17 protein-coding genes and 1 tRNA gene are annotated in these 26,059 nt (G+C 61.6%); 14 read left to right on the forward strand and 4 right to left on the reverse strand.

Going from position 1 to position 26,059, the window contains the following annotated elements:
- Positions 1-411: PAAR domain-containing protein (locus tag BSZ35_RS07055; RefSeq protein ID WP_181149220.1), on the reverse strand; the 411-nt coding region annotated here is incomplete at its 3' end.
- 294 nt (positions 412-705) lie between these two features.
- Here BSZ35_RS07055 and BSZ35_RS07060 point away from each other — a divergent pair.
- From BSZ35_RS07060 to BSZ35_RS07100, 7 genes are all read left to right on the forward strand, one after another.
- Positions 706-776, forward strand: a tRNA-Gln gene (locus BSZ35_RS07060).
- Between the two features lie 209 nt (positions 777-985).
- Complete coding sequence (locus tag BSZ35_RS07065) at positions 986-1,933, forward strand: ribose-phosphate pyrophosphokinase (RefSeq protein ID WP_105011777.1); 948 nt, start codon at positions 986-988, stop codon at positions 1,931-1,933.
- A 158-nt stretch (positions 1,934-2,091) separates the two neighbouring features.
- Positions 2,092-2,817 (forward strand): 50S ribosomal protein L25, encoded by a 726-nt coding sequence (locus BSZ35_RS07070; RefSeq protein ID WP_258096119.1) that lies wholly within the window; start codon positions 2,092-2,094, stop codon positions 2,815-2,817.
- An 89-nt stretch (positions 2,818-2,906) separates the two neighbouring features.
- Positions 2,907-3,479: an aminoacyl-tRNA hydrolase gene (gene pth, locus BSZ35_RS07075; protein ID WP_105011779.1), complete on the forward strand. Its 573-nt coding sequence runs from the start codon at positions 2,907-2,909 to the stop codon at positions 3,477-3,479.
- A 363-nt stretch (positions 3,480-3,842) separates the two neighbouring features.
- Complete coding sequence (locus BSZ35_RS07080; protein WP_105011780.1) at positions 3,843-5,951, forward strand: sodium-translocating pyrophosphatase; 2,109 nt, start codon at positions 3,843-3,845, stop codon at positions 5,949-5,951.
- Positions 5,952-6,353: 402 nt separating this feature from the next.
- Entirely contained in the window at positions 6,354-8,132 is a 1,779-nt protein-coding gene (gene sucB / locus BSZ35_RS07085) for a 2-oxoglutarate dehydrogenase, E2 component, dihydrolipoamide succinyltransferase (protein WP_105011781.1), read from the forward strand.
- A 375-nt stretch (positions 8,133-8,507) separates the two neighbouring features.
- Positions 8,508-9,800 carry a hypothetical protein gene (locus BSZ35_RS07100; protein ID WP_181149221.1) on the forward strand — a complete coding sequence of 431 codons (1,293 nt, stop codon included), beginning with the start codon at positions 8,508-8,510 and terminating at the stop codon, positions 9,798-9,800.
- A gap of 196 nt (positions 9,801-9,996) precedes the next feature.
- Here the strand turns inward: BSZ35_RS07100 and BSZ35_RS19490 are convergent, their stop codons facing one another.
- Positions 9,997-10,479 carry a DUF2059 domain-containing protein gene (locus BSZ35_RS19490; protein ID WP_181149222.1) on the reverse strand — a complete coding sequence of 161 codons (483 nt, stop codon included), beginning with the start codon at positions 10,477-10,479 and terminating at the stop codon, positions 9,997-9,999.
- 318 nt (positions 10,480-10,797) lie between these two features.
- Here BSZ35_RS19490 and BSZ35_RS07110 point away from each other — a divergent pair, with 318 nt between their 5' ends.
- From BSZ35_RS07110 to BSZ35_RS07135, 6 genes are all read left to right on the forward strand, one after another.
- Positions 10,798-13,212: a family 78 glycoside hydrolase catalytic domain gene (locus tag BSZ35_RS07110; RefSeq protein ID WP_181149223.1), complete on the forward strand. Its 2,415-nt coding sequence runs from the start codon at positions 10,798-10,800 to the stop codon at positions 13,210-13,212.
- 133 nt (positions 13,213-13,345) lie between these two features.
- The gene (locus tag BSZ35_RS07115) at positions 13,346-14,500 is read left to right on the forward strand and encodes a Gfo/Idh/MocA family oxidoreductase (RefSeq protein WP_105013766.1); all 1,155 of its coding nucleotides are present in this window, start codon (positions 13,346-13,348) and stop codon (positions 14,498-14,500) included.
- A 284-nt stretch (positions 14,501-14,784) separates the two neighbouring features.
- Positions 14,785-15,642, forward strand: coding sequence for a PIG-L deacetylase family protein (locus BSZ35_RS07120; RefSeq protein ID WP_105011786.1), 858 nt, complete (start codon positions 14,785-14,787; stop codon positions 15,640-15,642).
- Positions 15,643-15,681: 39 nt separating this feature from the next.
- On the forward strand, positions 15,682-16,530 hold the full coding sequence (locus BSZ35_RS07125; protein WP_219846601.1) for an ROK family protein: 849 nt from the start codon (positions 15,682-15,684) through the stop codon (positions 16,528-16,530).
- A 151-nt stretch (positions 16,531-16,681) separates the two neighbouring features.
- On the forward strand, positions 16,682-19,330 hold the full coding sequence (locus BSZ35_RS07130; protein ID WP_219846602.1) for a hypothetical protein: 2,649 nt from the start codon (positions 16,682-16,684) through the stop codon (positions 19,328-19,330).
- Between the two features lie 98 nt (positions 19,331-19,428).
- Positions 19,429-20,910 (forward strand): DASS family sodium-coupled anion symporter, encoded by a 1,482-nt coding sequence (locus BSZ35_RS07135; RefSeq protein WP_105011787.1) that lies wholly within the window; start codon positions 19,429-19,431, stop codon positions 20,908-20,910.
- A gap of 58 nt (positions 20,911-20,968) precedes the next feature.
- On the opposite strand, the gene BSZ35_RS07140 is transcribed toward BSZ35_RS07135, so the two are convergent.
- Both BSZ35_RS07140 and BSZ35_RS07145 read right to left on the reverse strand, forming a co-directional pair.
- Positions 20,969-21,877 (reverse strand): PIG-L deacetylase family protein, encoded by a 909-nt coding sequence (locus BSZ35_RS07140; protein WP_258096120.1) that lies wholly within the window; start codon positions 21,875-21,877, stop codon positions 20,969-20,971.
- Positions 21,878-22,076: 199 nt separating this feature from the next.
- Positions 22,077-22,640, reverse strand: a complete 564-nt coding sequence (locus BSZ35_RS07145) for a DUF2911 domain-containing protein (protein ID WP_105011788.1) — start codon at positions 22,638-22,640, stop codon at positions 22,077-22,079.
- Between the two features lie 665 nt (positions 22,641-23,305).
- Between BSZ35_RS07145 and BSZ35_RS07150 the strand changes: the two genes are divergently transcribed.
- The gene (locus BSZ35_RS07150; RefSeq protein WP_219846603.1) at positions 23,306-25,828 is read left to right on the forward strand and encodes a zinc-dependent metalloprotease; all 2,523 of its coding nucleotides are present in this window, start codon (positions 23,306-23,308) and stop codon (positions 25,826-25,828) included.
- Positions 25,829-26,059 lie beyond the last annotated feature (231 nt).

The following is a 26,059-nucleotide window of genomic DNA, read 5'->3' on the forward strand; positions in this document are numbered from 1 at the left end:
CTGCACACCCGCGCTGCCGCCTCCGCCTCCTCCACTGCCCCCGGCACCTCCACCAATGATGACGGGGCCGGAGCCCCCGATCATCACCATGCCCGAGCCCCCGATCATCACCGGGTTGCCCCCGCTGTTGATCATCACCGTCGGCTCTCCGCCCACGATCGTGTCCGGCGGGCCACTGCACGTGCACACGTCGCCCATCCGCGCCGCCGGCATTCCATTGATCATCACCGTCGGAGCGCCCATCGAAATGGGGCCGCCCACGTGCGGGCTCGGGCCCGGGTTGCACATCGGGTACACGTGCATGTCGCCCTGGCGGGCGGCGGGCAGTCCGTTGATGAGAACGGTCGGGTCTCCTACGGCAATCGTGCCGCCGTGGGCCGTCGGGTCGCCTTGTCGTGCGGCTGCGGGCATAGAAAGAGTTTACGTTGTTGAAGATATGACGCAACAAACCAAAAGAGTTGTATAACTAATATTTAGCTTGGGGTCGGCACGGAGAATTGCAAACAATCCCTCTCGCCCCTTCAGAACAGTCGGTAAAGAGACAGCCATGCGCTGCCGAGAACCCCGAACGAGCACAGGGGTTCACGGAGGATCGCTCCGGTCCTCAGACCCTTTTCACGAACCGCCCCCCGGGAACATCGTTGATACCCTTCCCTGTCTTTCGTAGTGTGTGCTTCTGCGGACATTATGTTCGCAAAGATTCCTTGCCCGGTCGTCTAATGGCAGGACAGCGGCCTTTGGAGCCGTTAGTGGTGGTTCGAATCCACCCCGGGCAGCCGTTCCGTTCTGTGCGACCGCTCCTGCAACCCCCTGATCATAGAGACTGTGGAGCGATTGAGCAGAATCCACCCCTGGATTCTTTCGTGGATCGGTCAGGGCTCTCCTCCCTCCTCGTCGCGTGTGCCGTCGACTCCCTGTCCGATCCCTTGGAGCCCACGGTCCCAGAATCTTCCCCCGACGGCTCGACTCTTCCCTTCCCTGCCCAATGCGTACGTCCAGCAACGACCGGCCCGTCGCCATCTTCGGCGGGCGTTCCAACCCCGCCCTCGCCCAGAAAATCGCCGAATCGTACGGCACGACCCTGGGCGACCTCACCATCCGAGACTTTGCTGATGGGGAAATCTATGTGCACTACGAAGAGTCCATTCGCGGGGCGGACCTCTTCATTATCCAGAGCACGCACCCAACGGCCGACAACTGGATGGAGCTCCTGCTCCTTATCGACGCCGCCAAACGGGCCTCCGCCGCCCGGGTCACGGCCGTCATCCCATACTTCGGGTACGCTCGTCAGGAGCGGAAGGATCAGCCGCGCGTCTCCATCGCGGCGAAGCTGATGGCCAACATGCTCACCTCGGCGGGCATCGACCGCATCTTAACGATGGAGCTGCACGCGTCGCAGATCCAGGGCTTCTTCGACGTCCCGGTCGACCACCTGTACGGGTCCACCGTCCTCATCGACCATGTCCGTCAGTTTGACCTGGAAGACTTCGTGGTACTGGCACCGGACGTGGGTGGACTCGGCATGGCCCGTTCCTACGCGAAGCGTCTGGACGTCGACCTCGCCCTCATCGATAAGCGGCGGCCCAGTCAAAACGAGGCCCGCGTCATGAACGTGATTGGGGATGTGGAGGATAAAAACGTGATTATCATCGACGACATCGTGGACACGGCCGGTACGCTCACACGCGCCGCGCAGGCGCTCAAAGACTATGGTGCCCTTCGCATCATGGCGGCCTGCACCCACGGGCTGCTCTCCGGTCCTGCCTACGATCGGATCGAAGCCTCGCCCATCGAGCGACTCATCGTCACCGACACCATTCCGCTTAAGCGCCCCTCGGACTGCATCGAGGTGGTCAGCGTGTCGGACCTCTTTGCAAAGGCCATCCGCCATATCTACACCGACCAGTCCGTCTCTACCCTCTTTACGGACTAGCCCCGCTCTCCTTCTTGCCGCTCCTCTCCATCCATTTTGCTTGAATCGGGGGCACACCCGGAACTTGAACAGGGGTCTGCGCTACGATGGGTTCTGCACGCAGGCTCGACCTGTGCGGGATTCGAGGACCGTTGTACTCACTGGACCGACTTGCCGTCATGGACGCCACCGTCATTGAAGCTCAGCCGCGCGAGACCGGCTCGAAGGCCGCGCGCGACGTTCGCCAAAACGACAATGTCCCCTGCATCCTCTACGGCTCAGCCGTGGAGTCCACCCCACTGCAGGTTCCGATCCCGGCCTTGAACAAGCTGATCCACGGGCGATCGGCCCCGGTGGCCGAGGTGCACCTGGATGGCGAGAGCCACAACTGCATCTTGAAGGACTTTGACCTGCACCCGATCACGGATCGGCCCCTCCACGCCGACTTTCAGGCGCTGGAGGACGGACGCAAGGTCACCCTTACGGTGCCCATCCACTTTCAGGGCGTGCCGCTCGGTCAGAAAAACGGCGGCGACACGCAGTTGATTGTCCGCGAACTCACGATTTCGGTCCTCCCGGAAAACATCCCGGCACAGATCGACATCGACATTGAGGATCTCGCCATTGGCGATTCGATCCACATCTACGACCTTGATGTGGACTACGACATTAAGATGGCCGACCAGCAGACGCTCGTCACGGTCGTCGCGCCGCACATCGAGACCGCGCCGACGCCGACCGCCGAGGAAGAGGAGGAAGAGGCCGTATCGCTCGAAGATCTCAGCGAGGAAGAGAAGGCCGAACTCTCCGAGGAGGAGCTTGCCGAGCTCGAAGCGGCTGCCGAGGAAGCCGAGGCCGAAGAAGGCGAAGCCGAAGAAGGCGGCGAAGCACCGGCCGAGGGATAGTACTTCCCTTTCCTCTCCTGATGACATTTTGAGTCCTGCAAGGGCGGCCCTTTTTGGCCGCCCTTCTTTTTTGTCTACCCTCTCGCTTTATGCCTCCTTCTCCTTCCTGTCTGGTCGTCGGCCTCGGGAATCCCGGTCCCAAGTACGAAAACACCCGACACAACGTCGGCTTTCGGGTGGTCGACGCACTCGCCGACCGGTTGCGCGTGTCTTCGTTCGACCGGTCACACCAAGCCCTCGTGGGCTGGGGTCAGCATAAAAACCGACGGATCGGCCTCGCGAAGCCGCTCACGTTCATGAACCGGAGCGGACAATCAGTGGCGGCCCTGTGCGAGCACTACGACGTGTCTCCTGCCGACCTCATCGTGGTCGTGGACGACCTCAACCTTCCCGTCGGCACGATTCGGCTCCGCCCAAAAGGCAGTAGCGGCGGGCACAACGGCCTGGAGAACGTCGCCCACCACCTCGGCACCACGGCGTTTCCCCGTCTCCGCATCGGCATTGGGGACGACTTCGGAAGCGGAGAACAAAGCGACTACGTCTTGTCGCCGTTTACGCCGAGCCAAGAGCCCCATATCGAGGACGCCGTACAAAACGCCGGCGACGCTATTCTTACCTCCGTACGGGCAGACCTCGATACGGCAATGAATCAATTTAACTGAGCTTTCCTTCGTCCCCTCATCTGCCTTCGGCCCTCCGGAAGGAATTGTGCGTTGCTCCCTGCAGATTTTCTCTCCCGTCTTTGACTCACTTCCGAGTGGGAGACTAGCGGTTCATTCCCGTCCGTTTCTGCTCTATCCTTGCACATTCGGCAGTTTTTCACTCTGAATTACGTAGAGGTTCCTGTCAACCGCGCCCCTCGCTCGGTAGGTTACAAGCCGTTTTGCAACGTAGGGGGAACGTCCCCACACGATACCAACAGGTTGTACCACAGCGGCGCGTCCCCTCTCGGATGGCCCGCAGCCACGCAGTGCGTTCCCCCGTCCCTTCGAGCATACCTCCAAACGAACAGGAAGACCCTCTCTATGGACACGACGATGCTTATCAAATGGCTCATCCCCGCGAGCGGTGTGCTGGCGCTCCTGTACGCCTTCACCCGCACGCGGTGGATCAACAAACAGGACGCGGGAACCGACCAGATGGTGGACCTCGCGAGCAACATTGCGGAGGGGGCCCGAACGTTTCTGAATCGGGAGTACCGCTGGCTCAGCATCTTCGTGGTGGTGGTGGCCGGCCTCCTCATTGTTGCGAATCTCGGGCAGGCCGACTCCTCCTGGTGGATCGGCGTCTCGTTCGTAGCGGGCGCGTTCTGCTCCGGGCTGGCAGGCTTCATCGGCATGACCGTGGCCACGAAGGCGAATGTGCGCACCACGCAGGCCGCTCGTACGAGCCTCGGCCCGGCCATGAACGTCGCCTTCTCCGGCGGCCTTGTCATGGGCCTCTCTGTCGTCGGCCTGGGCGTCATCGGCCTCGGTGGTCTCTTCCTCCTCTACGACAACGCGCTGGCCTGGGAATTGAATAAGGTCATCAATGTCATCACTGGGTTCTCGATGGGCGCCTCCGCCATTGCGCTCTTTGCCCGTGTAGGCGGCGGCATCTACACAAAGGCCGCCGACGTGGGCGCCGACCTTGCCGGAAAGGTCTACGCCGGCATTCCGGAGGACGACCCCCGCAACCCCGCGACGATTGCGGACAACGTGGGCGACAACGTGGGCGACGTGGCCGGCATGGGCGCCGACCTCTTTGAAAGCTTCGTCGGCGCAATCATCGGCACGATGGTCCTCGGGGCCTCCTTCACCGCGGCCTTCGGCAATGCAGACGGAACGCTCCAGTTGGCCGGCGTACTGCTGCCCCTGGTACTAGCGGGCGTGGGAATCGTCGTCGCCATCATTGGCTCCTGGTTCGTAACGGTGGATGAAGGCGGCGATCCGCAGACGGCCCTCAACACCGGCGAGTTTGGCGCCGCGGGCGTTATGGCCGTCGCGTCGTACTTCATCATCACCTGGCTGCTGCCCGCCACCTGGAGCACAGAAGCCATTGCGTTCAGTGCCCGAAGCGAGTATACCGCCATCGGCGTGTTTTGGGCCGTTCTCATCGGACTGGCCGCCGGCCTGCTGATTGGAATTGTAACCGAATACTACACAGGCACCGAGTACAGCCCGGTCGAAGGCATTGCCGAGCAGAGCGTGGCCGGCACAGCAACCAACATCATCAGCGGTCTCGGCGTCGGGATGCAGTCGGCGGGTCTGCCGGCCCTCATCATTGCCATCGGCATCGTGGGCGCCAATTACTTTGCCGGCCTTTACGGCATCGCGATTGCCGCAGTCGGGATGCTCTCGATTACCGGCATGCAGCTTGCCATTGACGCCTACGGCCCGATCTCGGATAATGCGGGCGGCCTCGCTGAAATGAGCGGACTCCCCTCGGAGGTGCGCGATCGCACCGACAAACTCGACGCCGTTGGCAACACGACCGCGGCCATCGGCAAGGGCTTTGCCATTGGCTCTGCCGCCCTCACGGCCCTCGCGCTCTTCGCCGCCTACATGCGGCAGGCGGACGTGCAGAGCATTGATGTAGCCGATCCGCGGATCCTGGCCGGCCTCCTTATCGGAGCCGTGCTGCCATACGTCTTCAGTTCTCTGTCGATTGCGGCGGTGAGCCGAGCGGCGGGTGACATGATTAAAGAGGTCGGACGCCAACTCGACGAGATTCCGGGCATCATGGAAGGAGAGGGCACGCCCGAATACGTGCGCTGCGTCGACATCTCGACGAAGGCCGCGCTTCGCGAAATGGCCGCACCGGGCCTGCTCGCGATTCTGGTGCCCGTCATCGTCGGATTCTTCATCGACAAGGGCATGCTCGGAGGACTCCTGGCCGGCGTGACCGTCTCCGGCGTCCTGTTCGCCATCTTCCAGAGCAACGCGGGCGGCGCCTGGGACAACGCCAAGAAACGCATCGAGGCCAACTACACGGCCGAGGACGGCGAAACGCACGGCAAGGGAAGCGAAGCCCACAAGGCGTCTGTCGTGGGCGACACGGTGGGCGACCCGCTGAAAGACACGAGCGGCCCGAGCCTGAACATCCTCATTAAGCTCATCGCCGTCGTCTCGCTGGTGATTGCCCCGCTGCTCTAACATCGCGACACGTTACTCGTGACGGTGTACGAGCGGGCCCCTTCCTTCTGAATACAGCGAGTGGGATGGACGGCGTGGGGCATGCCCCGACCGTCCGTCCCACTTTTTATTATGGGGTGCGGTTCCGTACATTGTGGATCCGCCCCCTGGGAACTTGCCGACAGATGTGATCCGTGATTGCCGGAACGGCCCGTCGCTCTGCTGTTGCTAGCGGCCGACGACGGCCCCGCCTGAGCGATCCGACGACTAGACATGGCCCTCGCTTCGGGGCAGCGACCTTTCCCTTCCCTGAGGGGATTGCTGAACGGCCGTGTCGGGCAAGCCTCCCAGCAGTGGGAGCGCTTTTTCCACTGCTCCGACCCTCCACGCACTCTTCTCGACGCTGAACGAGCGGACTGAATTATGGCGCAGGTTGACGTAGAAATGCCCAAGATGGGCGAAAGCATCACCGAAGGCATGGTCATCGAGTGGCACAAGAGCCCCGGCGACCGGGTGGAGCAGGACGAAATTCTGCTCGAGATTGGCACCGATAAGGTGGACACCGAGGTCCCTTCGCCGACGGCTGGTATCCTCACCGAAACGCTGGTGGAGGAAGGCGACACGGTCGAGGTGGGGACGATCATCGCCCGTGTCGAGACGGAAGCGGAAGAGGCCGAGGTTCAAGAGCCGACCGACACGCCGCCGGTGGAAGAAGAGCCTGAGACGGAATCGGGATCTGCCGAACCCGCCCCGGCGTCCTCCGACGCCGATAGCGCCCCCGCCCCCGCAGAGCCCGCGGAAGAGGACATCGAAGTGGTGATGCCCAAAATGGGCGAAAGCATCACGGAAGGCACTGTCATTGCGTGGTACAAGGAGATTGGCGACGAGATCGATGTCGACGAAACGCTCCTGGAGATCGGCACCGACAAGGTCGACACTGAGGTCCCTTCGCCCGCCGCGGGGGTACTGAAGGAGCGACTCGTGGAGGAAGGCGAAACCGTGGAGGTCGGCACCGTGATCGCCATTCTGGCCTCAGAGGCAGAAGCCGACGCGGTGGACCGTCCGGCTCCCGACACCGGAGACGAAGAGTCCGAGGAGCTCCCCTCTCCCTCTGGCGATGGGGCCGTTCCGGACAGAACGCCCGACCGGCCCGCTGGAGAGGAAATCAAGCGTCGCGGGGACGATGGCCGCTTTTACTCACCGCTCGTTCGCTCCATTGCAAAAGAGGAAGGACTGCGGATGAGCGAACTGGAGTCCATTGAGGGCTCCGGACGCGAGGGTCGCGTGACGAAGGAGGATGTTATGGCCTACCTCGAAGAACGCGAAGGACAACCGGCCGAGTCGGGCACGCCTGCCTCCCCGGACACTGCAGCGCCAGGCACGGCCCCCGAACGTCCGCCGCAGCCAAGCCCCTCCGCCCCGTCCTCCCGCGGCGGCTACACGGTGGAAGAAGGTCCCAGCGAGAACCAACTGAAGCAGCAATACGGCGATCGCATCGAGGTGCAGCCCATGGACCGGATGCGGAAGATTACGGCCGAACACATGGTGCGATCAAAGGCCACCTCCGCCCACGTCACCTCGTTTGCCGAGGCCGACGTCACGGGCCTCGTTCGCTTCCGCGAACGGAACAAGGACGCCTTCCTGGACCGAGAAGGCGTAAAGCTTACGTACACTCCCTTCTTTGTGAAGGCTGCCGTGGAGGCCCTGCGCGAGCATCCGATGCTCAATGCCAGCGTGGAGGGCGACAAGATCGTCATCAAGAAGAACTTTCACGTCGGCGTGGCCGTGGCCATTGGCAATAAAGGCCTACTGGCTCCCGTCGTGCGCAACGCGGGCGACTACAGCGTGACGGGCCTCGCTCGGAAGGCGGCCAACATGGCCGACCGCGCTCGCAGCAAGGAGCTCCAACCCGACGAGCTGCAAGGGGGAACGTTTACCGTTACCAACATCGGTTCGCTCGGCTCTCTGATGGGAACGCCCATCATCAACCAGCCGCAGGTCGGCATCCTGGCCACAGGTGCCATCCAGAAACGCCCGGTCGTGATGGAGGGCGAGCACGGCGACTCGATTGCGATTCGTCACATGATGTACCTCTCCCTCAGCTACGATCATAGAATCATTGATGGCGCAATGGGGGCAAGCTTCCTTCAGCGCGTGGTCACCGAGCTGGAGTCCTTCTCCGGAGACGACCAGTTGTTCTAGCAACCTCTCCCCATTCCACTGTGGATCGTCAGCCCCGCTGTCCCTCCGGACAGCGGGGCTTTTCTTTTCGTTCCACTCCGTCGCCCCCCTTCCCAGCCAGTTGCCGTCTCCAGTGGATCGCCGGTGTCTCGTTACGCCTCCTTCTCGTCTCCGGAAACGGCATGAAAACAACCCAATCCGGGTCGGTGACGAGGACGTCGGCGTCGCATTTCCGAGGCCGCATTTCGTGCTGTTGATCCTTCACCCCCAATACGACGATGCACCCGGTCCGTATCCGTGGTGCTCTGCGATACAGGACCAGCATATTTTGCCGAACAACCCTTAGACTACTCTAAAATGACTGACTTTTTGAGAAACCGAACGACTGTATCATCCATGCGACGGACGCTTTTGTTCGCCGCGGGTCTTCTGGCGATTGTCGTTGCTCCGTTAACCGGCTGCGACGCCACCGGCTCGAATGGCGCCGGGAACGACGGAGACGACGATAAGGACGAGCTTGAGGCGCCAGACGACTTCGACGCCGCGGTGCAGGACGACGGAACGGTGAAGCTGACCTGGGAGGAAACGGACGGCGCGGACACCTACAACGTGTACCGCTCGACCGACACGATTGACGCCTCGGACGCCTCTCCTCTAGCACGCGGCGTTTCGGCCCTTGAGTACGACGACTCGGACCCCCAAAACGGGACGGCATACGTCTACGCCGTCTCTAGTGTCGCTGGGAACGGCACTGAAAGTATGTTGACCGAAGAGGAACAGATCACGACCCCACCGGCGGCCCCCAGCGAGGGCCGAAGCGAAGGCTGGACTCGCGTCAAAACCAGCACCGATAATACCATCAACGACGTGGCCGTTACGTCCGAAGGGGTCTATGCCGTCGCGGATGGAGGGCTTCTTCTCAAGCGAGAACAAGAAACATGGTCGACGATCCTCAGCGATGGGCCGTCCAGCAACGGCAATGACCTCCTCGCGATTGGCACCACGAGCGACGGCAATCACGTCTGGTTCGTGGGGGCAAGCGGCGCCATTGGCGAGTACGACGTGACGACGGAAAGCCTGGTCGAGGACCACTCGGCCCCGAATGACGTCACCAACAATTTTCAGGACGTCGCGGTCACCGGTTCCTCCGGCGAGGCCAACGTCTACATCAGCGGCGGGTCCGGCCAGGTGCACTTCAGCTCCAACAACGGAGGCACCTGGAACATGCAAACGCCGGGAAGCGGATCGGCGCTTCGTGCAATTGATACGTACGATGCCCGGAAGGCCCACGTCGTAGATGCCAACCAGAGCCTCTTCACCTCAACCGACGGCGCAAGCAGTTGGGAGAAGACAGGAATTGCAGATGCCGACGTGAGCCTTTACGGCCTCGATAGCCACGCGTCGGACGACGTCTGGGTGGCGGCCGGAAGTGGCACGGTGTATCACTGGACCGGCTCTGAGTGGACCCGCACTGGAATTGGAGAACCTGATCTCCAGGATCTCGAAGTGGCCGAGAATGACGACGGTGGATTCGCAATTGGTGCGAGCGGATCGGTGTTCGCCTACGACGGATCGTCGTGGACCGCTGAGACCACGCCCACCTCCGAGAATCTGAACGCGGTCGTGCTCGGCACGTCGTCAACGCCCGCCATTGCCGTGGGCGCAGGCGGGACCGTGATTGAGCGGTAACCCATTGCGTCACATTCGCCACAGAGTCCCGCATTCGGGACCTTCAGCGCCAGGATCCACTCCGGATCCTGGCGTTTCTTATTGAGGCGTTTTATCTCGGCGCAGTGCGCTCTGCCGTTCCGGGGCGTCTCGTATGAATCGCGCTCGCGTCGCCCAGCTCATGCCCAATGGCGTCGATGCTTCCCCGAGGTCGCGGCTACGTTTCGATGTAGCCGTCGCTCTTCAATTGCTCGATAAGTTGTTGCCGGAGACGCTTGCCCCACGTCCGGCCCAGGGACATCGACTCTTGCATGATGCTGGGCATCTTATCGATCACCTTCCGCCCCACCGGGGTTCGATAAAACTCCAGCAGGCGATTGATCTCCTCGTGGGTAAAGTGCTTTGCGTAAATCGGAACGAGTTGGTCGATTAGGCCACTGAAATCCGCATTCTCCCGTGCTTTGCTCCACCACTCGTCGGGGACATTCGGGTACTGTTGCCGCTGCATCCGTAGAACTCGACTGAAGATCTGCTCGGCGATCTGACTTGACCGGGTCATGCGGATGAGCGAGCGGATGCTGTCGGCTTTGGCTGCATCGATCGTCGTGTCTTGTACAATTGTACCGGGAGCGGAGGGCACCTGAGCCGATGCAGCCGGCACGAGCAGAAGCGCAAAACCGAAAAGAAGAACTCGTCTCATTTGAGACTGAAACCGAATCTTATATAAAATACGATCGAGAGAAGCTAAAATCCTGTAGGGCAATGGGTTCCAAAGGACGGGGTCCCCGACGCAGGTGCTAACAGTAGCACCACTGAACCGGCCCCTACACCATAAGCGTCCACCTTCGATCTCCCGTTCCTGATTCGTGCTCTTCTCGTTGGATCGAAAAAGAGAGACTTCTCTTCCTTCTTCCGTTCCTCCAGGCCGCCTGCGTGCCCGAATACGATGGCGACTCGGTCCCATGATCCCTTTATTGAATCGGCACACGCATCTGGTCCTCCTCTCCCTCTCATACGTATGCCCATTTCTTTCTCGACTCCCCACTCGCCCGTGCTCGTCGCAGCGATTCTCTTGCTCCTCACCTGCGGACCGGCACTCAGCACCGCCCAGACAAGCACCGAGGCACCTTCCCCCCTCCGACCCGGACTGCTAGAAAACCCGTGGGAGGCCCAATGGATCGCTCCCCCGGATACCGACCGGCAGGCGTTCGGGGTGTATCACTTTCGGCATACACTGACGCTCGACGCCCCGGTCGACTCCTTCGTCGTCCACACCTCGGCAGACAACCGGTACCAGCTTTTTGTCAATGGCACGCGCGTCCGCATCGGCCCGGCCCGCGGCGAGATTGCCCACTGGCGCTTCGAGACCACCAATCTCGCCCCCCACCTGCAAGAGGGAGCCAATGTCATTTCGGCAGTCGTTTGGAATTTCGGTGAGCATCGTCCCCGTGCTCAGATGAGCGTCGAAACGGGATTCCTCCTGCAGGGCAACAGTGCCCAGTCGGCGGAGATCAATACCAACGCCGAGTGGCGCGTGACGACGAACGAGGCGTATCAGCCCATTTCCCGGAGCGAGTGGGCCATCGACGGCTACCTGGTGGTGGGGCCGGGGGAGAAGATCGACGCGTCAAAATATCCGTGGGGCTGGGCCGAGCGCGGATTTGACGATAGCGGGTGGGCAGCGGCTGAGGAGCTGCGCCCCGGCATGCCCAAACAAGGACCACGCGGCACCGGGATCTACGAGGCCTGGAAACTCGTGCCTCGCTCCATTCCCCGGATGGAAATGACAAAACAGCGGTTCTCCGAACTGGAGCGTACCCGCGGTCTTCAGCCGAACAAAGGGGTGCTCCGAGGCACGGCCGACCTCGTGGTGCCTGCCGACACGACCGCCACTCTCCTCCTCGATCACGGCCACCTCACGACGGCCTATCCGGAATACGAAATAAGCGGCGGGACCGGAAGCCGCGTCCAGGTCACATACGGGGAGTCGCTATACGACGACGAGGGACGGAAGGGCAACCGCGACGCGGTGACAGACAAATCGATTCGCGGCTACTACGACGTGTATATGCCCGACGGGGGACAGCACCGCACCTTCCGGCCGCTCTGGTGGCGCACGTTCCGATACGTGCAGCTCAAAATTGAGACGGCGGACGCTCCCCTTCGCCTGCACGATGTCCGGAGCACGTACACGGCCTACCCCTTCGAGGCGAACGCCTCGTTTTCCAGTGACGAGACGTCCCTCGATTCCCTCTGGACCGTCGGCTGGCGCACGGCCCGCGTCTGTGCGAACGAGACCTACTTCGACACGCCCTACTGGGAACAGCTTCAATACGTGGGCGACACGCGCCTGCAATCGCTCATTTCCCTCTATGTGGACGGCGATGACCGGCTCATGCGCAAGGCCCTTCGCTCATTCGATCACTCCCGGGTCTCGGAAGGGCTCACGGAGAGTCGGTATCCCTCCTTCGAACAGCAGTTCATTCCGCCCTACTCCCTTCTGTGGATCTCGATGATTCACGACTACTGGATGCATCGCGAGGATCCGGCGTTCGTGCGCTCATTCCTCACCTCCATCCGGAACGTCGTCGACTGGTACGAGCCGTACGTCACGGACACGGGACTTGTGAGGGCCGGGCCGTGGTGGAATTTCGTGGACTGGTCGTTCGAGGGCGGTGTCCCGCCGGGGGGCGAGTATGGGCGCTCGACAATCCTCTCCCTCCAGTATGCCTACGCTCTCGACCACGCCGCCAATCTCGCGTCGGCCTTCGACCGCCCCGACGCCGCCGATCACTACCGACAGCTATCGGACTCGGTCACGACCGGCGTGATGGACCTGGCCTGGACCGCGGAGGAGGGCCTACTGGCCGACACGCCCGCCCAGCAATCGTTTAGCCAACACGCCAACATTCTCGGCGTGCTCACGGACCTGTTTCCGGACAAGCGCGAGACGGCGGTCATGAAGCGCGTGCTGGCGGATTCCTCACTCACCTCAGCCACCTACTACTTTCAATTTTACCTGCACCGTGCACTGGCGAAGGCAGACCTGGGCCATCGCTACGTGGCCCAGCTGAGGCCGTGGCGCAAGATGCTGGAGCGGGGCCTCACCACCTTCGCAGAGGAACCCGACCCTACCCGTTCGGACAGTCACGCCTGGAGTGCCCACCCAAACTACAATCTACTCGCCATTGTCGCCGGCATTCGTCCCTCTTCCCCCGGCTTCGGAACGGTGCGCATTGCGCCCGCCCTTGGTCCCCTCCACCAGATTGAGGCGTCCATGCCCCACCCCGAGGGCACGATCACGGTCAACCTGGAACGCGATGACGAACACATTCGCGGGACCGTCACGCTCCCGGACGGCGTCTCTGGGACCTTTGAATGGAACGGGACAACGGTGGGCCTCGATGGAGGCACACGCTTAATCGACCTATAGGCCCCGCCCTACCCGATCACACATTCTTCAAATTTACTACATCGTGGGACCGCTCCCAGGGGTCTGACAAAGCCACCATCGGTTGGTAGCTTGTAGATCTCTGCGTCCCCTGCTCCTCCATTCTCGCATGACCATGTCCTCCTTCCAGTCCCAGCAGATCGACGCTCCCACTCGCCGTCAGTTTTTAAAGACCCTCTCTCGGGGCGCCGGCGGGGCCGCCCTTGCAGCCTCAGCGGCCCCGCTCGTAGGCCGCGCGGCCCCTCCCGCCCCACATGCCGAAACAATCGGCATCGCGCTGGTCGGTCTCGGAAACTACGCCACCGGCCAGCTGGCCCCTGCTCTACAGGAAACGACGAAGTGCGAATTGACGGGCATCGTGACCGGCACCCCGTCGAAGGCCGAAACGTGGAAACAAAAGTATGAGATTCCAGACGAGAACGTCTATAACTACGAGACCTTCGACCGGATTGTAGACAACGACGAGATCGACGTCATCTACGTGGTATTGCCCAACAGCATGCACGCCGAGTACACAATTCGGGCGGCGGAAGCAGGCAAACATGTGATCTGCGAGAAGCCGATGGCCACCTCCGTGCAGGAGTGCAAGGACATGATCGACGCCTGCGACACGGCGGGCGTGAAACTCTCGATCGGGTATCGCTTGCACTTCGAGCCTCACCACCAGCGGGTCATGACACTGGGACAGGAGGAGGTGTTCGGTCCGGTCACGGTAATGCAGAATGGATTCGGCTTCCGCATCTCTGATAGCGCAACGGACGAGCCCCACATTGAGTGGCGCCTCGACAAAGAAATGGCCGGCGGCGGGGCACTGATGGATGTGGGGATTTACGCAATTCAGGGCGCTCGCTACGTGACGGGAGAGGAGCCGGTGGCAGTCACCGCACAAGAGTACAAAACCCGTCCCGAGGTCTTTTCTGAGGTCGACGAAACCCTCTTCTTTCAGCTCGAATTTCCGAGTGGAACGGTAGTCGACGGAAGCACAACCTACAACGGCAACTACAACCGTTTGTACGCCACGGCGCGCGACGGATGGTTTGAGATCAGTCCCTCTTACGGGTACGGAGGACAGAAGGGACGAACCCATGAGGGACCGATGGAAATCGAGACCGTGAACCAGCAGGCCCGTCAGATGGACGCGTTTGCCGAATGCATTCGGCAGGATCGACCCTCTCGCGTCAGTGGCGAGGAAGGATTGCGCGACCTGCAAGTGATTGAGGCAATTTACGATTCGGTCGCGGCGGACGGGGCCCGCGTACCAGTGGGATAGAATCCTCCATCCACGCCCGCCCTCGTCTCAGAACCTGTTTTCATTTGCGTCCGTCGCCTCATCCGATGCCGATATTTTCGTAGACAAGAAGCATATCGGTAGAGATGCGTCTGCCTCCCCGGCGGAGACGGATGGGCCCGCAGTCGTTGCGTTCCGCCAGACCCACTGCGCATGAAATTAAAACAGCCTCTCAGGGACGATATGCCTGCGCTCCGTGTATTCGTGGGCGCTTATCAATCAAGTACGTTTCTTGCCCTACGCAGTCTCTTCGTACGCCTTCGCTTATGAGCTCTCCTTCCCCGCACACCACCGATTCGGATGCTATCCGCATTCTTTTCATCGGGGCCCACCCAGACGATTGCGACATCAAAGCCGGTGGCACTGCGGCCCTGATGGCTGCCCACGGCCACGCTGTCAAGTTCGTATCGGTTACCAACGGCGACGCTGGCCACTACGACATGGGAGGGGATCCACTGGTTGAGCGCCGACGGGCGGAATCCACAGAGGCCGCCGAGCGACTGGGCATCGATGCCTATGAACTGCTGTCCTACCATGACGGCGAGTTGATGCCCACGCTGGAGGTGCGCCGGGACATCATTCGCCTGATTCGTAACTGGAACGCCGACGTGGTCGTGAGCCACCGGCCGAATGACTACCACCCCGACCACCGCTACGCCGCACGCGTCGTGCAGGATGCAGCCTACATGGTTCAGGTCCCCAACGTGCTGCCGGAGGTTCCTCCCACCGATGGGAATCCTGTTTTCCTCTACTACGAGGACCGATTTCAGAAGCCGTACCCTTTCGAGCACGATATTACGGTCGCCATCGACTCCGTCGTCGACCAGAAGGTCCACGCCCTGGATGCCCATGAGTCTCAGGTATACGAATGGTTGCCCTGGGTGAATGGGATCCTCGACGAGGTCCCCGACACTCCCGCCTCCCGAAAAGCGTGGCTGAAGGAAGAATGGATCCGTTCCGTGTCGGAGACGGCCCGAACGAGCCTTTCCAAATGGTACGGGGCCGAACAAGCGACATCGGTCCAGTACTCCGAGTCGTTCCAGTTAGCAGAGTACGGCCACCAGCCGTCCGACTCAGAAATCCGGCAGCTCTTCCCCATGCTGTCACGGCATAAGGCGGCGTAGCCTCACGTCATTCCACACACCAGTCCTCCAGCGCACGACATGTTTCGCATTGGTATCGATATGGGAGGGACGAATATCCGCGCGGCAATAGTGGAAGACCGGGCCGTGCGGGTGCTTCACCAGGAGCCGACCCCGGCGGAGGGAACGGAGGAGGAGGTGATGGCTCAGATCTTTGCCCTCCTCGATCGGATGCCGACCGGCCAGGCCGCAACCATCGGAGCAGGTGTCCCCAGCGTGGTTGACGTTGACAACGGCATCGTATACGACGTGCAAAACGTTCCGTCGTGGACAGAAGTGCCCCTGAAGGCACGGCTGGAAGAGCGGTACGGAGTACCGACCGTCATCCAGAATGATGCCAACTGCTTTGCACTTGCTGAATACCACTACGGATCGGGACAGGGGCAGTCGCCGATGGTGGGACTCATCCTCGGGACGGGCTTTGCCGGAGGCATTGTGGTGGACGGCACCCTGCTCTCAGGACACAACTGCGGGGCAGGCGAGTTCGGCACCGCACCGTACAAGGACAGCATCTACGAACACTACTGCGCCGGACAGTTCTTTGAACGGCAGCACAACACCACAGGCAAAGCGGCCTTTGAGCGTGCACAGAACGGCGACGCCTCCGCACAGTCCCTGTTTGCAGAAATGGGCACCCACCTGGGACGAGCCCTGAAGTCGGTGCTCTACGCCATCGACCCGGCCCACATCGTGCTGGGCGGCTCCGTGCGACATGCGTACTCCTTCTTCGAGGAGACGATGTGGGAAGAATTGGAGTCGTTTGCCTACCCCCGAGCCCTCGACAATCTGACGATCGAGATCTCGTCTCTGAAGCACGCCGGGGTCCTGGGCGCTGCTGCCCTGGGCCTTCAGGTTGAGGATCGAGGATAGAGCCTCCCTAGCGTCCTTCCTCTCTCGCCCTCCCCTTGCCCCTCCCCGTTCGACTCTCATTTCTCTATCCTCGTCCCTTCCTCGACTCTCTCCCCATCATCCCCTATCCTCAATGTCACATCCTTAAGCTTCCCGGCCCCTCTCGCTCAACATGAGCACGCTGGTCCGTACGATCCTCCTCGTCGGCGTCTTGACTCTTCTCCTCCCTGTTAACGGCCCAACGGCGACCGCGTCGGACCAAATCCGAATCACGGTCGACCATGTACAGCCCGGCGCCCCGATCACCGTGGGCCTCCCCTTTCCAAAGGGCGAGCTCCAATCGCCGGAGCACATGCGCGTCCTCACCTCGGACGGCACACCCATCCCGTCACAGATTACGCCCGTCACGAGCTGGGCCCCCGCCGACTCCAGCCTCAAGTGGGTCTGGGTCTTCTTCTTTGCAACCGACGGGGACTCATACCAGCTCGAATACGGCCCTAACGTTCAGCGCGCCCCAATTATGGGCGATCGACTGCGGGTCAAGAACAACCAGCGCCCCTACGGCCATACGGAAATCACGACCGGCCCACTCCGCCTTCGAATTGAAAAGGGCTCGGGCGGCAGCTTCCTCGAAGAGGTGTTTTTCGACGCAGAAGGCGACGGCTTTGAAGCAGACGACCGGATGGCAACGGAGCCGGACGGGCGTGGCTCGTATCTGGACCTTCTCGACGCGGCGGGCCTCGACTCCTCCCGCGCTACCGTCACGCAGACCTACAAGGAAAAAGGCTCCGGTCCCCTCCACGCCATCCTGCGAATCGAAGGGACCTACCACTATTCCCGGGACGACAACAATTCGGCTCCGTTCGTCACCCGGATCCATGCCTACGCCGGAAAGCCTTACCTCCGCGTCCTCCACACCCTCACCTATACTGGCGACCCCGATCAGCACCCGCCGCTCGATGGCCAGCACGCCCAGATCGCCACCAGTGCCGAAAACGTCGTGAACGAGGACAGCCTGGCGGGCGACCCGCGATGGACAATTCCGAACGATCGAATCGCGGCGGCAGGCCTCAGCCTCGACTACGACCTCTCCGGGCCGCTTACCGTTCGCACCTCGTACCAACAGGGAACCTGGTGGGCGCCCGACGAGCCGCAGATCTACGAGCGTCCCATTTCCGCTGAAAACGAATTCTCGCTCATCCAAACGGGACCGGACTCCGCCTCCGTGCCCACCGGTCCGAACTCCTCGCCCACGGAGCGCATCGACGACTTCTCTGCACGAATCCTCTCGGACGATACCGAGCAGGTCGATGCCACACGAGCGGCCGGATGGATCGACGTCGTGGGCGACGAGCGGGGCGTGGGCGTCGGCATTCGGCACTTCACGGAGGCCTATCCGAAGGAGATCACGCTGTCCATCGATAGCCAGCGGGTGGACGCGGAGTTGTGGAGCGGATCGGCCCGCCCGATGAGCTTTGCCCGGTGGTCGAGCGAGGAAGACGGGGGCATGGTCGGCAACTTCGCACAGGGCCTCACCAAAACGACAGAGTATGTCTACCGCTTTCACGAGGCAGAGACCGACCTCGCCGACGTGCGGCGCTCGCTCAACTACGTGCTGGACCCCGCCGTGGCCCATGCCCCGCCCTCCTGGTACACCAAGAGCCGCGTCTACGGCCGCATGGCCCCGCACTCCGACGAGTATGCGACCTTCGAGCGCGGGATGGACTACAAATTCCGGTGGTGGCGCTTCAATCAGCAGTGGGAGCCCTGGTACGGGGCCTTCACCTACGGCGACGGCAAAAATTATTATTTTGGCGGCACCTGGTACGAGTATTCCAATAACGAGCCCGCTGAGGACTTCATGTGGTGGCAGCAGTTCATGCGCACCGGCGAGCGGAAGTACGCACTGACCGGTCAGGCTATGAGTCGCCACACAATGGACGTGGACAATACACACTGGCCCGCGGGGACGGACTACCGGGGGGACACCAATTCGGCCCTCGACTGGTGGCACGCGAAGGCGGACACTACTGGATCGCCCTACGTGGGCATGGGGCGCCGTCACGGGAACCAGCATTGGACGGCCATGCTGAGCGCACACGTGTGGGTGGCTGGATGGCTCGCCTCCTACTACCTGGACGGGTATCACCGCGGGTTGGAAGTCGCTGAAAAGACCGGCGACTACTACCGTCGGCGCATTTTTGGGAAACACGGCCTCACGGGCCGCCGCCTGTACCTCTCAGTGTGGAATCTCGTCGAGCTCTATGATGCCACAAAAGACCCGCAGATTCGGGAGGAGTTGGATGCGCGGGTGAATCGGATGCTTCAACTGCAGCGAGAGCAAGGGGGAAGCCTCATCATCGATCGCTACGGCTACGCGCAGGTCTACGTCGCACAGGGCCTCGGCAAATACTATCAGCTGACGGGCGATTCTGCCGTGCGCGATGCGCTCATCCGCCATGCGCGATGGGTGCGCGACAATCCGCCGCTGAATCACGAGATGGAGTCGTACCTCTCCAGTATCTCGACGCTGCTGAAGGGCTACCAGCTCTCCGGCGACGATTCCCTCTACCGCACCGCGTATGACCGCGCGCAGGCCCTCCGCACGGATTCGCTCACACTCTCGATGACCGACACGACGTCGCAACAAACCTTCTTCGAAGCCCTCAACGCCGTCGATCGTCTTCCCCGCTCCCGTGAACACCCCGATCGCCGTCCCATCTGGAGCCTCACCAACGGCCTCCGCATTTTTGGCTGGACGCACGCCTACAACGTGCCCTCCCTGATGTACTGGCTTGAACGAAAAGCCCCTCCGAAGTAGGATTGGCTGGTCCGGTCGATCCTACGAAATCCCCCCTTCGAACAGAACGTTATCGTCCACGACATCACGTCACGGCATTTCGCATTCGCATCGTGCCCATGACCATCGCCGCCACAACGCTCCGCAAACGCATCGGCCTCACCGTTGGCGTGGCCCTCTGCGTCGGTCTTTTGCTGGTGCCGACGCCAGCTGGCCTCGATCCCGCCGCCTGGCGCACCGCCGCAATCGGACTCTTAATGGCCGCCTGGTGGATCACGGAGGCCCTGCCCATCGCCGCCACCGCGCTCGTGCCGCTCGCCCTCTTCCCGCTCCTGGGAATCACAGACATCGACGGCGCGGCACGCCCCTACGCCAATCCCCTCATCTTCCTCTTCATGGGGGGCTTTCTGATCGCACAGGCCATGCAAACGTGGCGTCTACATCGGCGCATTGCGCTCGGCATTGTGCAGTGGGTGGGCGTGAATCCCTCTTCGATCATCATCGGCTTTATCCTGGCGTCGGCCTTCCTCAGCATGTGGGTGAGCAATACCGCCACGGCCCTCATGATGCTGCCGATTGGCCTCTCCATCATCGACCTCACGCGCGACCGGCTGGAAAAGCAAGGCACCAACCTGCCGCCGCACTTCGGCATCGTGCTGGTGCTGAGCATCGCCTATGCCTGTAACGTGGGCGGCATGGGCACAATCATTGGCACGCCGCCGAACGCGATTCTTGCCGGATTTGCCTCCGAAACGTACGGCGTGGAGGTGGGCTTTGCGCAATGGATGATCGTAGGACTGCCGCTCGTAATCGTGGCCCTACCGCTGGTCTATGTCGTGCTCACAACCGTCTACCCCATCGAGCTGGAGCAGCTTCCGGGCGGTGCACAGATCATCGACGACGAGCAGGCGAAGCTGGGGCCCATCAGTACGGCAGAGCAGCGCGTGGCCCTCGTCTTCGGGGGGACGGCTCTGCTCTGGATGACGCGGCCTCTGTTGAGCGACGTCATTCCGGGACTATCCGACGCGGGCATCGCAATGGCCGCCGGGCTCGTCCTCTTTCTGCTCCCCTCCGGAACGGACGATCACGCGCTTCTCACGTGGCAAGACGCCGAAGAATTGCCCTGGGGCGTGCTCATCCTGTTCGGCGGCGGGCTTAGCCTCGCCTCCGCCATTAGCGACACGGGACTGGCCGAGTGGATTGGACAGGGCGTAGAAGCGCTGAGTGGGTGGCCCATTCTGCTCGTGCTGGTGAGCACCGTCGCCCTCATCGTCATGCTTACCGAAATCACAAGCAACACCGCCACGACTGCCGCTTTTCTCCCCATTCTGGGCGCAGTGGCCGTGGGGCTTGGCGAGAACCCCTTCCTCCTTACCGTGCCCGCCGCCCTCAGCGCAAGTTGTGCCTTCATGTTGCCGGTGGCCACCCCGCCCAACGCCATCGTCTACGGCAGCGATCTGCTCACCATTCCCCAGATGAGCACCGTGGGCCTATGGCTGAACCTGGTATTCATCGTGGTCGTCAGCCTCCTCGGCTACACACTGTTGGGCGTGGCCTTCGGTGTGGAACTGGGCACAATCCCCGGCTGGGCAGCGGGCTGAGGGAATGCCCCAGACCCATTACGCCCAACTCCCCCCGACATTCGAATTCCCGAACGCATCAGTATCCCCCGTGACGCTTGCCCGCCCCATCGGGAAGCCCCTCATAGTAGCGGAAGCGCTCGACGGGCTTCCCATTAACGCTGTCCGCGTACACTCGCTCCCGGATGCGTTGTAGATACTCGCTCCGCTCCTCGGGCGGCAACTCGGGACGGTAATCCCTCCACGCAGAGCTAAACTGACTCTTGTGTGCCGCGACGGCCTGCACCTTCTTCTCAGCGTGCTCGCCGCTGATATCGACCGTCACATTTTGCGCCTCCGTGGGGCTGTCGTAAAACAGGTACTCCTCAATGCGATGGGCGCCGAGCCCCTGATGATTAATCTGCCCGGGAAAAAGGAGCCGCCACTCCGCGGCCCGTGCCGCATCGACTGAAAGATACGCCGCCGCGCGGTGATCGGTCTTGTGCCACACCTGATACCCCCAGCCCGGATCGAACGAGACGAGGACGTCGGGCTGAATCGTGCGAATATGACGGACGAGGCGCTTGACAACCTCCTCCTCATCCGCAAATTCGAGCATGCCGTCGGTGTAGCCGAGATTGATGTAGTGATCCTTGGGGATGCCCAGTGCAGAGAGCGCCTCCAGTTCCTCCTCCCGGCGAATCTGTGAGAGCCGGGTGCGGGTCATGTCCGGATCCTTCGTGCCCACATTCCCCGTCGTCATGATGAGGACGTGGATCTCATTGCCGTTCTGCTGAAGGCGAGAGAGAGTACCGTATGCGTACCCGTCGTCATCCGGATGAGCCCCGGTCACCAAGATGGTCTTCCCGCTCCATTGCTCGATTGGCGTATCGGGCTGCGTCGCGGTCCCAGACGGGATCCCTCCCGTAGTGTCCGCCTCTTGGGCAAGTCCGGGAAGCGGCATCCCCCCAATGAGAAGAAGGGCGAGTAGGACGGAGAAGGATCGCATATCGTAACGGAGGAATAAACAACCTGGAAACGAGGCGGTGGAGGGACTACGATGTCGAGCGAAAGCAGCACCAGCGGGCGCCCGTATCCGAAACGGGGCCGAGCGTCCCCTTCGGCCCCTACGGATCTCCATTCCATTCGACGCCCCGAGCAAAGACTCGATCTGCAGTGTCCGTCAGACCGACGAGACTGGGCGCTACTTAATTCGCCACCGAAATTGTGAAGGGCACCTGCACGTCAGCCCAGTGGAGAACGCAGGTTCCGGAAGAATCGGACACCTCTCGGAAGTAGAACATCATCATCTCCCGCTGTGGAGCGGACTCCGGCGTGGCCTCTACTCGGAGAACGTCTTCACTCTCGTCGTACTCCGTGCCCCACTGATTCGCCGCGTCGTTGAAGATGATCGTCCAAGACTCCTCTCCCGGAATTGTGTAGACCGAATACGTCCCCGCCGAAAGGGATTCGCCCTGCACGGTCACGTCCGACGAAAAGGAAATCGTGGTGGCCTCATTCGCTCCCGTGCGCCACACGTCGCCGTACGGCACCAGTCCATCGGAGGCAAAGATGGTGCGATCGTTCACTGAGGGACGACCGTAGGTAATGCGCACCTCGGTGGTGCCAATGGTCTGCGACACGGCCGCGTTGGGACTTGCGCGCACCTCTTCACTGCCACGCTCCTGGGCGGCAGCGGGGGATGTGAGAACCAAACTGAAGGCGATGAACGGAAGAACGAGAATGGAAAAGGACTTCGACACTATCGACATTGAACCTACGGGCTGAATGAACAAGAGAATGAAATTGTGTACCTTCGGTCATCAAATCGAACCGAAGGCTTACGTGGGGATCGGGGGCTAATATAGACCACAAATCCAGCAATCCAAAATACAAACGGTCTGTGGTGGTTACACAGTGGAAACTTCGTCGGGTTGCTACGATCTTAACATTCACCGGATCCCTCCGGGTTTCGGAGGAGACGGCATGTCCTACGCCACACTCCACTCACAATCCACACGTCTCCCATGAACCGCCGCGTCAAGCGTCAAATTCTCATTGCCCTCGGCATTTTTGCAGGCATCGTCCTTGCGTTCGCCCTCATTGCCCAGGTGGCCTAACGGGCCGTCCAGGGAAAACAAAATCCTTACGGATCCGGGACGTGGGCGCCCGCTGGACTTCAACCTGATGGGTCTGAGATCAAAGGCGAGCGCTCTCGTCTTCCGCACCGATCCTGGTTATCGGGCTCCCTGTCGGCAAACTGAGCGGGTCTGACGTGAGATTTGCAACATTTCTATGCAACCTGTGCGTTTCGGCGAGGCCCCCGGTTGCCATTCTCCCTCTGTTTGACTTCCTATAGCCATTGGGTCTGCGGAATATCAGCGGCGTTAGACCGGAAGCGCTTTCTCATCCTCGTCTCATCTTTTGCTCCCTCCTAATGCACGTTTCACCACTGCCGCGGATGCGGTGGTCGCTCCTCGTTGCCCTCAGTCTCGTCGTCACCGTTGCCACAGGATGCGCAAGCATGCAGTCTGCCTCCAACGGCGGAAAGGCGTCATCTCAGAAAAGTGAGCAGACGTCAAAAAACGGAATCAAGCCCTTTAGCAAGGTGATTCCCGATACGGCCGAGACGGACAACGGCCTCATCACCACGCACCGCACAGAAGACAAGCTGTACTTCGAAATTCCGGACTCCCTGATGGGCCGGGAAATTCTCATGGTGTCGCGGCTGGCACAGGCCCAGTCGAACCTCGCCTATGGCGGCCAGAAGGCCAACTCACAGGTTCTCCGGTGGGAACGGCGAGACGACGACCTCCTCCTCCGCGTGGCCAGCTACGAGAAAACGGCCAATCCACAGGATCCGGTGTTCGAAGCCGTACAAAATTCCAGCTTCGAACCGATCCTGAAGTCGTTCTCGATCGAGGCCCTCAATGAAGACTCGACCGGCGTCGTCATTGACGCAACGGACCTGTACACAACCGATGTCTCGTCGCTCGGCCTGCCCCAATCGGCCCGTGAGGAATACGGCGTGGGCCGGCTCGACGAAGACCGTACGTACCTGTCCGGTGTGGAGAGCTTTCCCAAGAACACGGACGTGGAGGCCATTCTCACGTACAGCGCCCAAAATCCGCCATCCAGCGAGCAGACGGGCACCATCAGCGTGGAGATGAATCACTCGATGGTGCTGCTGCCCTCAGAGCCGATGACGCCCCGGCTGTGCGATCAGCGCGTCGGCTACTTCAACATTGAGCACATCAACTACAGTTCCGAGGAGCAGCAGGCCGCCGAGGAGTGCTTCATTACCCGCTGGCGGCTGGAACCAAAGGACATGGAGGCCTACCAAAACGGCGAACTCGTAGAGCCGAAGGAGCCGATCGTATACTACGTCGATCCGGCGACGCCCGAAAAATGGCGCTCCTACGTGGCCCAGGGCATCGAGGACTGGCAGGAAGCCTTCCGCGCCGCTGGCTTTAAGAACGCAATCGTGGCGAGAACCCCCGCTGAGGTCGACTCTACGTTCGACCCGGACGACATCCGGTACTCGACCGTCCGATGGTTTGCGTCCGAGGTGCCGAACGCCTACGGACCGCACGTGCACGACCCACGCTCTGGAGAAATTCTGGAGAGCGACATCGGCATGTACCACAATGTCCTGAGCCTGCTCCGCAACTGGTACTTTGTGCAAACGGCTGCCGTCAATCCGGAGGCGCGCGGGCGCAACTTCGACACCGACGTGATGGGCAAGCTGCTGCAGTTCGTTGTCGCGCACGAGGTGGGGCACACGCTCGGCCTGCCGCACAACTGGGGCTCCAGCCATGCCGTACCGGTCGACTCTCTGCGGTCTCCCTCCTACACGTCCGACCACGGCACGGCCCCGTCCATCATGGACTATGCCCGCTTCAATTACATCGCCCAGCCGGGCGACGGGGTGGAGCGCTTTACGCCGGACATCGGGGTGTACGACCGCTGGTCCATCCAGTGGGGCTACCAGTCGATGCCCGACGAGGAGGGACCGGAGGCACAGGCCCAGGCCCTGGACGAGATGATTCTGGAGCACGCTGGCGACCCGCGCTACTTCTACGGTCGGCAGACGCTGAACCCAGTCGATCCGCGCTCGCAGAGCGAAGACCTCGGCCGGAATGCTGTCGCCGCCGGTAGCCTCGGCGTCGCAAACCTCAAGCGCATCGTGCCGAACCTCGTGCAGTGGACGCGTAAAGACGGCGCGGACTACACGGAGCTGGAGGAAATCTACGGTTCCGTCGTCAGCCAGTGGCAGCGGTACCTGAACCACACCACGCGCCATGTCGGCGGCGTCTACGAGACGTTTAAGACCTACGAACAGGACGGCCCGGTGTACGACCCGGTCCCTGCTGCTCAGCAGCGTGAGGCGATGCGCTTCCTAAACGAGCAGGCCTTCAGCACCCCTGAATGGCTCGTGGAGGCAGACGTGCTGCGCCGGTTCGAAGCCTCGGGTGCATTGAACCGCATCCGTGAGGCACAGGTGGGCACCCTCAATCTCCTGCTGGAACCGCAGCGAATGGCCCGCTTGCTCGAAGCAGAGGCGGTGTCTGAGGACGCCTATCCGCTCGGCGCGATGCTCGAAAATCTGCGTAACGGCCTCTGGAGCGAACTGGAGGACGGCACGCCCATCGGCCCCTACCGCCGCAACCTGCAGCGCGGCTACCTGGCGCGGATGGACCACTTGATGAACGCCGAGATCGAGTCGGGTGAGATGCCGGACTGGGCTGAGGACTACATGATCCAGACGCCAGTGAACGTGCGTCAGTCCGACATCCGGGCCTACGTTCGAAGCGAACTGACGACGCTTCGGGGACAAGTTGAGCAGTCTCTCCGGCGCGTGGATGACTATCAGACGGGCATTCACCTGGAAGATGTGCTCGCGCGCATCGATCAGATTCTCGACCCGAGCGCCGATGAGGCCCCGTCGGACGAGGAGTAACGAAGAGGCTGTTTTGGTACCCAAACAGCCTCTAACGTCACATACAACTTGAGGTCGGCTCTCGGCCTTCTACCGCCCGTTCCCGCCAATCGCGGGGACGGGCGGTTTTCGTGTTGATAGGAACATTCCCTCTCTTCTGCTTCCCCTCGCCTGACCCAACCGTCCCGACTTGCCCCTTCCCCACGTCACGGCGGCAACAGGTCTCGTGACGACTGCCGACTGCCTCGGTCG

Origin of the sequence: Salinibacter sp. 10B, from assembly GCF_002954405.1 — a bacterium.
GTDB lineage: Bacteria > Bacteroidota > Rhodothermia > Rhodothermales > Salinibacteraceae > Salinibacter.

Bases quoted from the DNA above. Each gene is read 5' to 3' on its own strand.
- BSZ35_RS07065 (WP_105011777.1), top strand. From the start codon at position 986: ATGCGTACGTCCAGCAACGACCGGCCCGTCGCCATCTTCGGCGGGCGT.
- BSZ35_RS07070 (WP_258096119.1), top strand. From the start codon at position 2,092: ATGGACGCCACCGTCATTGAAGCTCAGCCGCGCGAGACCGGCTCGAAG.
- pth (WP_105011779.1), top strand. From the start codon at position 2,907: ATGCCTCCTTCTCCTTCCTGTCTGGTCGTCGGCCTCGGGAATCCCGGT.
- BSZ35_RS07080 (WP_105011780.1), top strand. From the start codon at position 3,843: ATGGACACGACGATGCTTATCAAATGGCTCATCCCCGCGAGCGGTGTG.
- sucB (WP_105011781.1), top strand. From the start codon at position 6,354: ATGGCGCAGGTTGACGTAGAAATGCCCAAGATGGGCGAAAGCATCACC.
- BSZ35_RS07100 (WP_181149221.1), top strand. From the start codon at position 8,508: ATGCGACGGACGCTTTTGTTCGCCGCGGGTCTTCTGGCGATTGTCGTT.
- BSZ35_RS19490 (WP_181149222.1), bottom strand. From the start codon at position 10,479: ATGAGACGAGTTCTTCTTTTCGGTTTTGCGCTTCTGCTCGTGCCGGCT.
- BSZ35_RS07110 (WP_181149223.1), top strand. From the start codon at position 10,798: ATGCCCATTTCTTTCTCGACTCCCCACTCGCCCGTGCTCGTCGCAGCG.
- BSZ35_RS07115 (WP_105013766.1), top strand. From the start codon at position 13,346: ATGTCCTCCTTCCAGTCCCAGCAGATCGACGCTCCCACTCGCCGTCAG.
- BSZ35_RS07120 (WP_105011786.1), top strand. From the start codon at position 14,785: ATGAGCTCTCCTTCCCCGCACACCACCGATTCGGATGCTATCCGCATT.
- BSZ35_RS07125 (WP_219846601.1), top strand. From the start codon at position 15,682: ATGTTTCGCATTGGTATCGATATGGGAGGGACGAATATCCGCGCGGCA.
- BSZ35_RS07130 (WP_219846602.1), top strand. From the start codon at position 16,682: ATGAGCACGCTGGTCCGTACGATCCTCCTCGTCGGCGTCTTGACTCTT.
- BSZ35_RS07135 (WP_105011787.1), top strand. From the start codon at position 19,429: ATGACCATCGCCGCCACAACGCTCCGCAAACGCATCGGCCTCACCGTT.
- BSZ35_RS07140 (WP_258096120.1), bottom strand. From the start codon at position 21,877: ATGCGATCCTTCTCCGTCCTACTCGCCCTTCTTCTCATTGGGGGGATG.
- BSZ35_RS07145 (WP_105011788.1), bottom strand. From the start codon at position 22,640: ATGTCGATAGTGTCGAAGTCCTTTTCCATTCTCGTTCTTCCGTTCATC.
- BSZ35_RS07150 (WP_219846603.1), top strand. From the start codon at position 23,306: ATGCACGTTTCACCACTGCCGCGGATGCGGTGGTCGCTCCTCGTTGCC.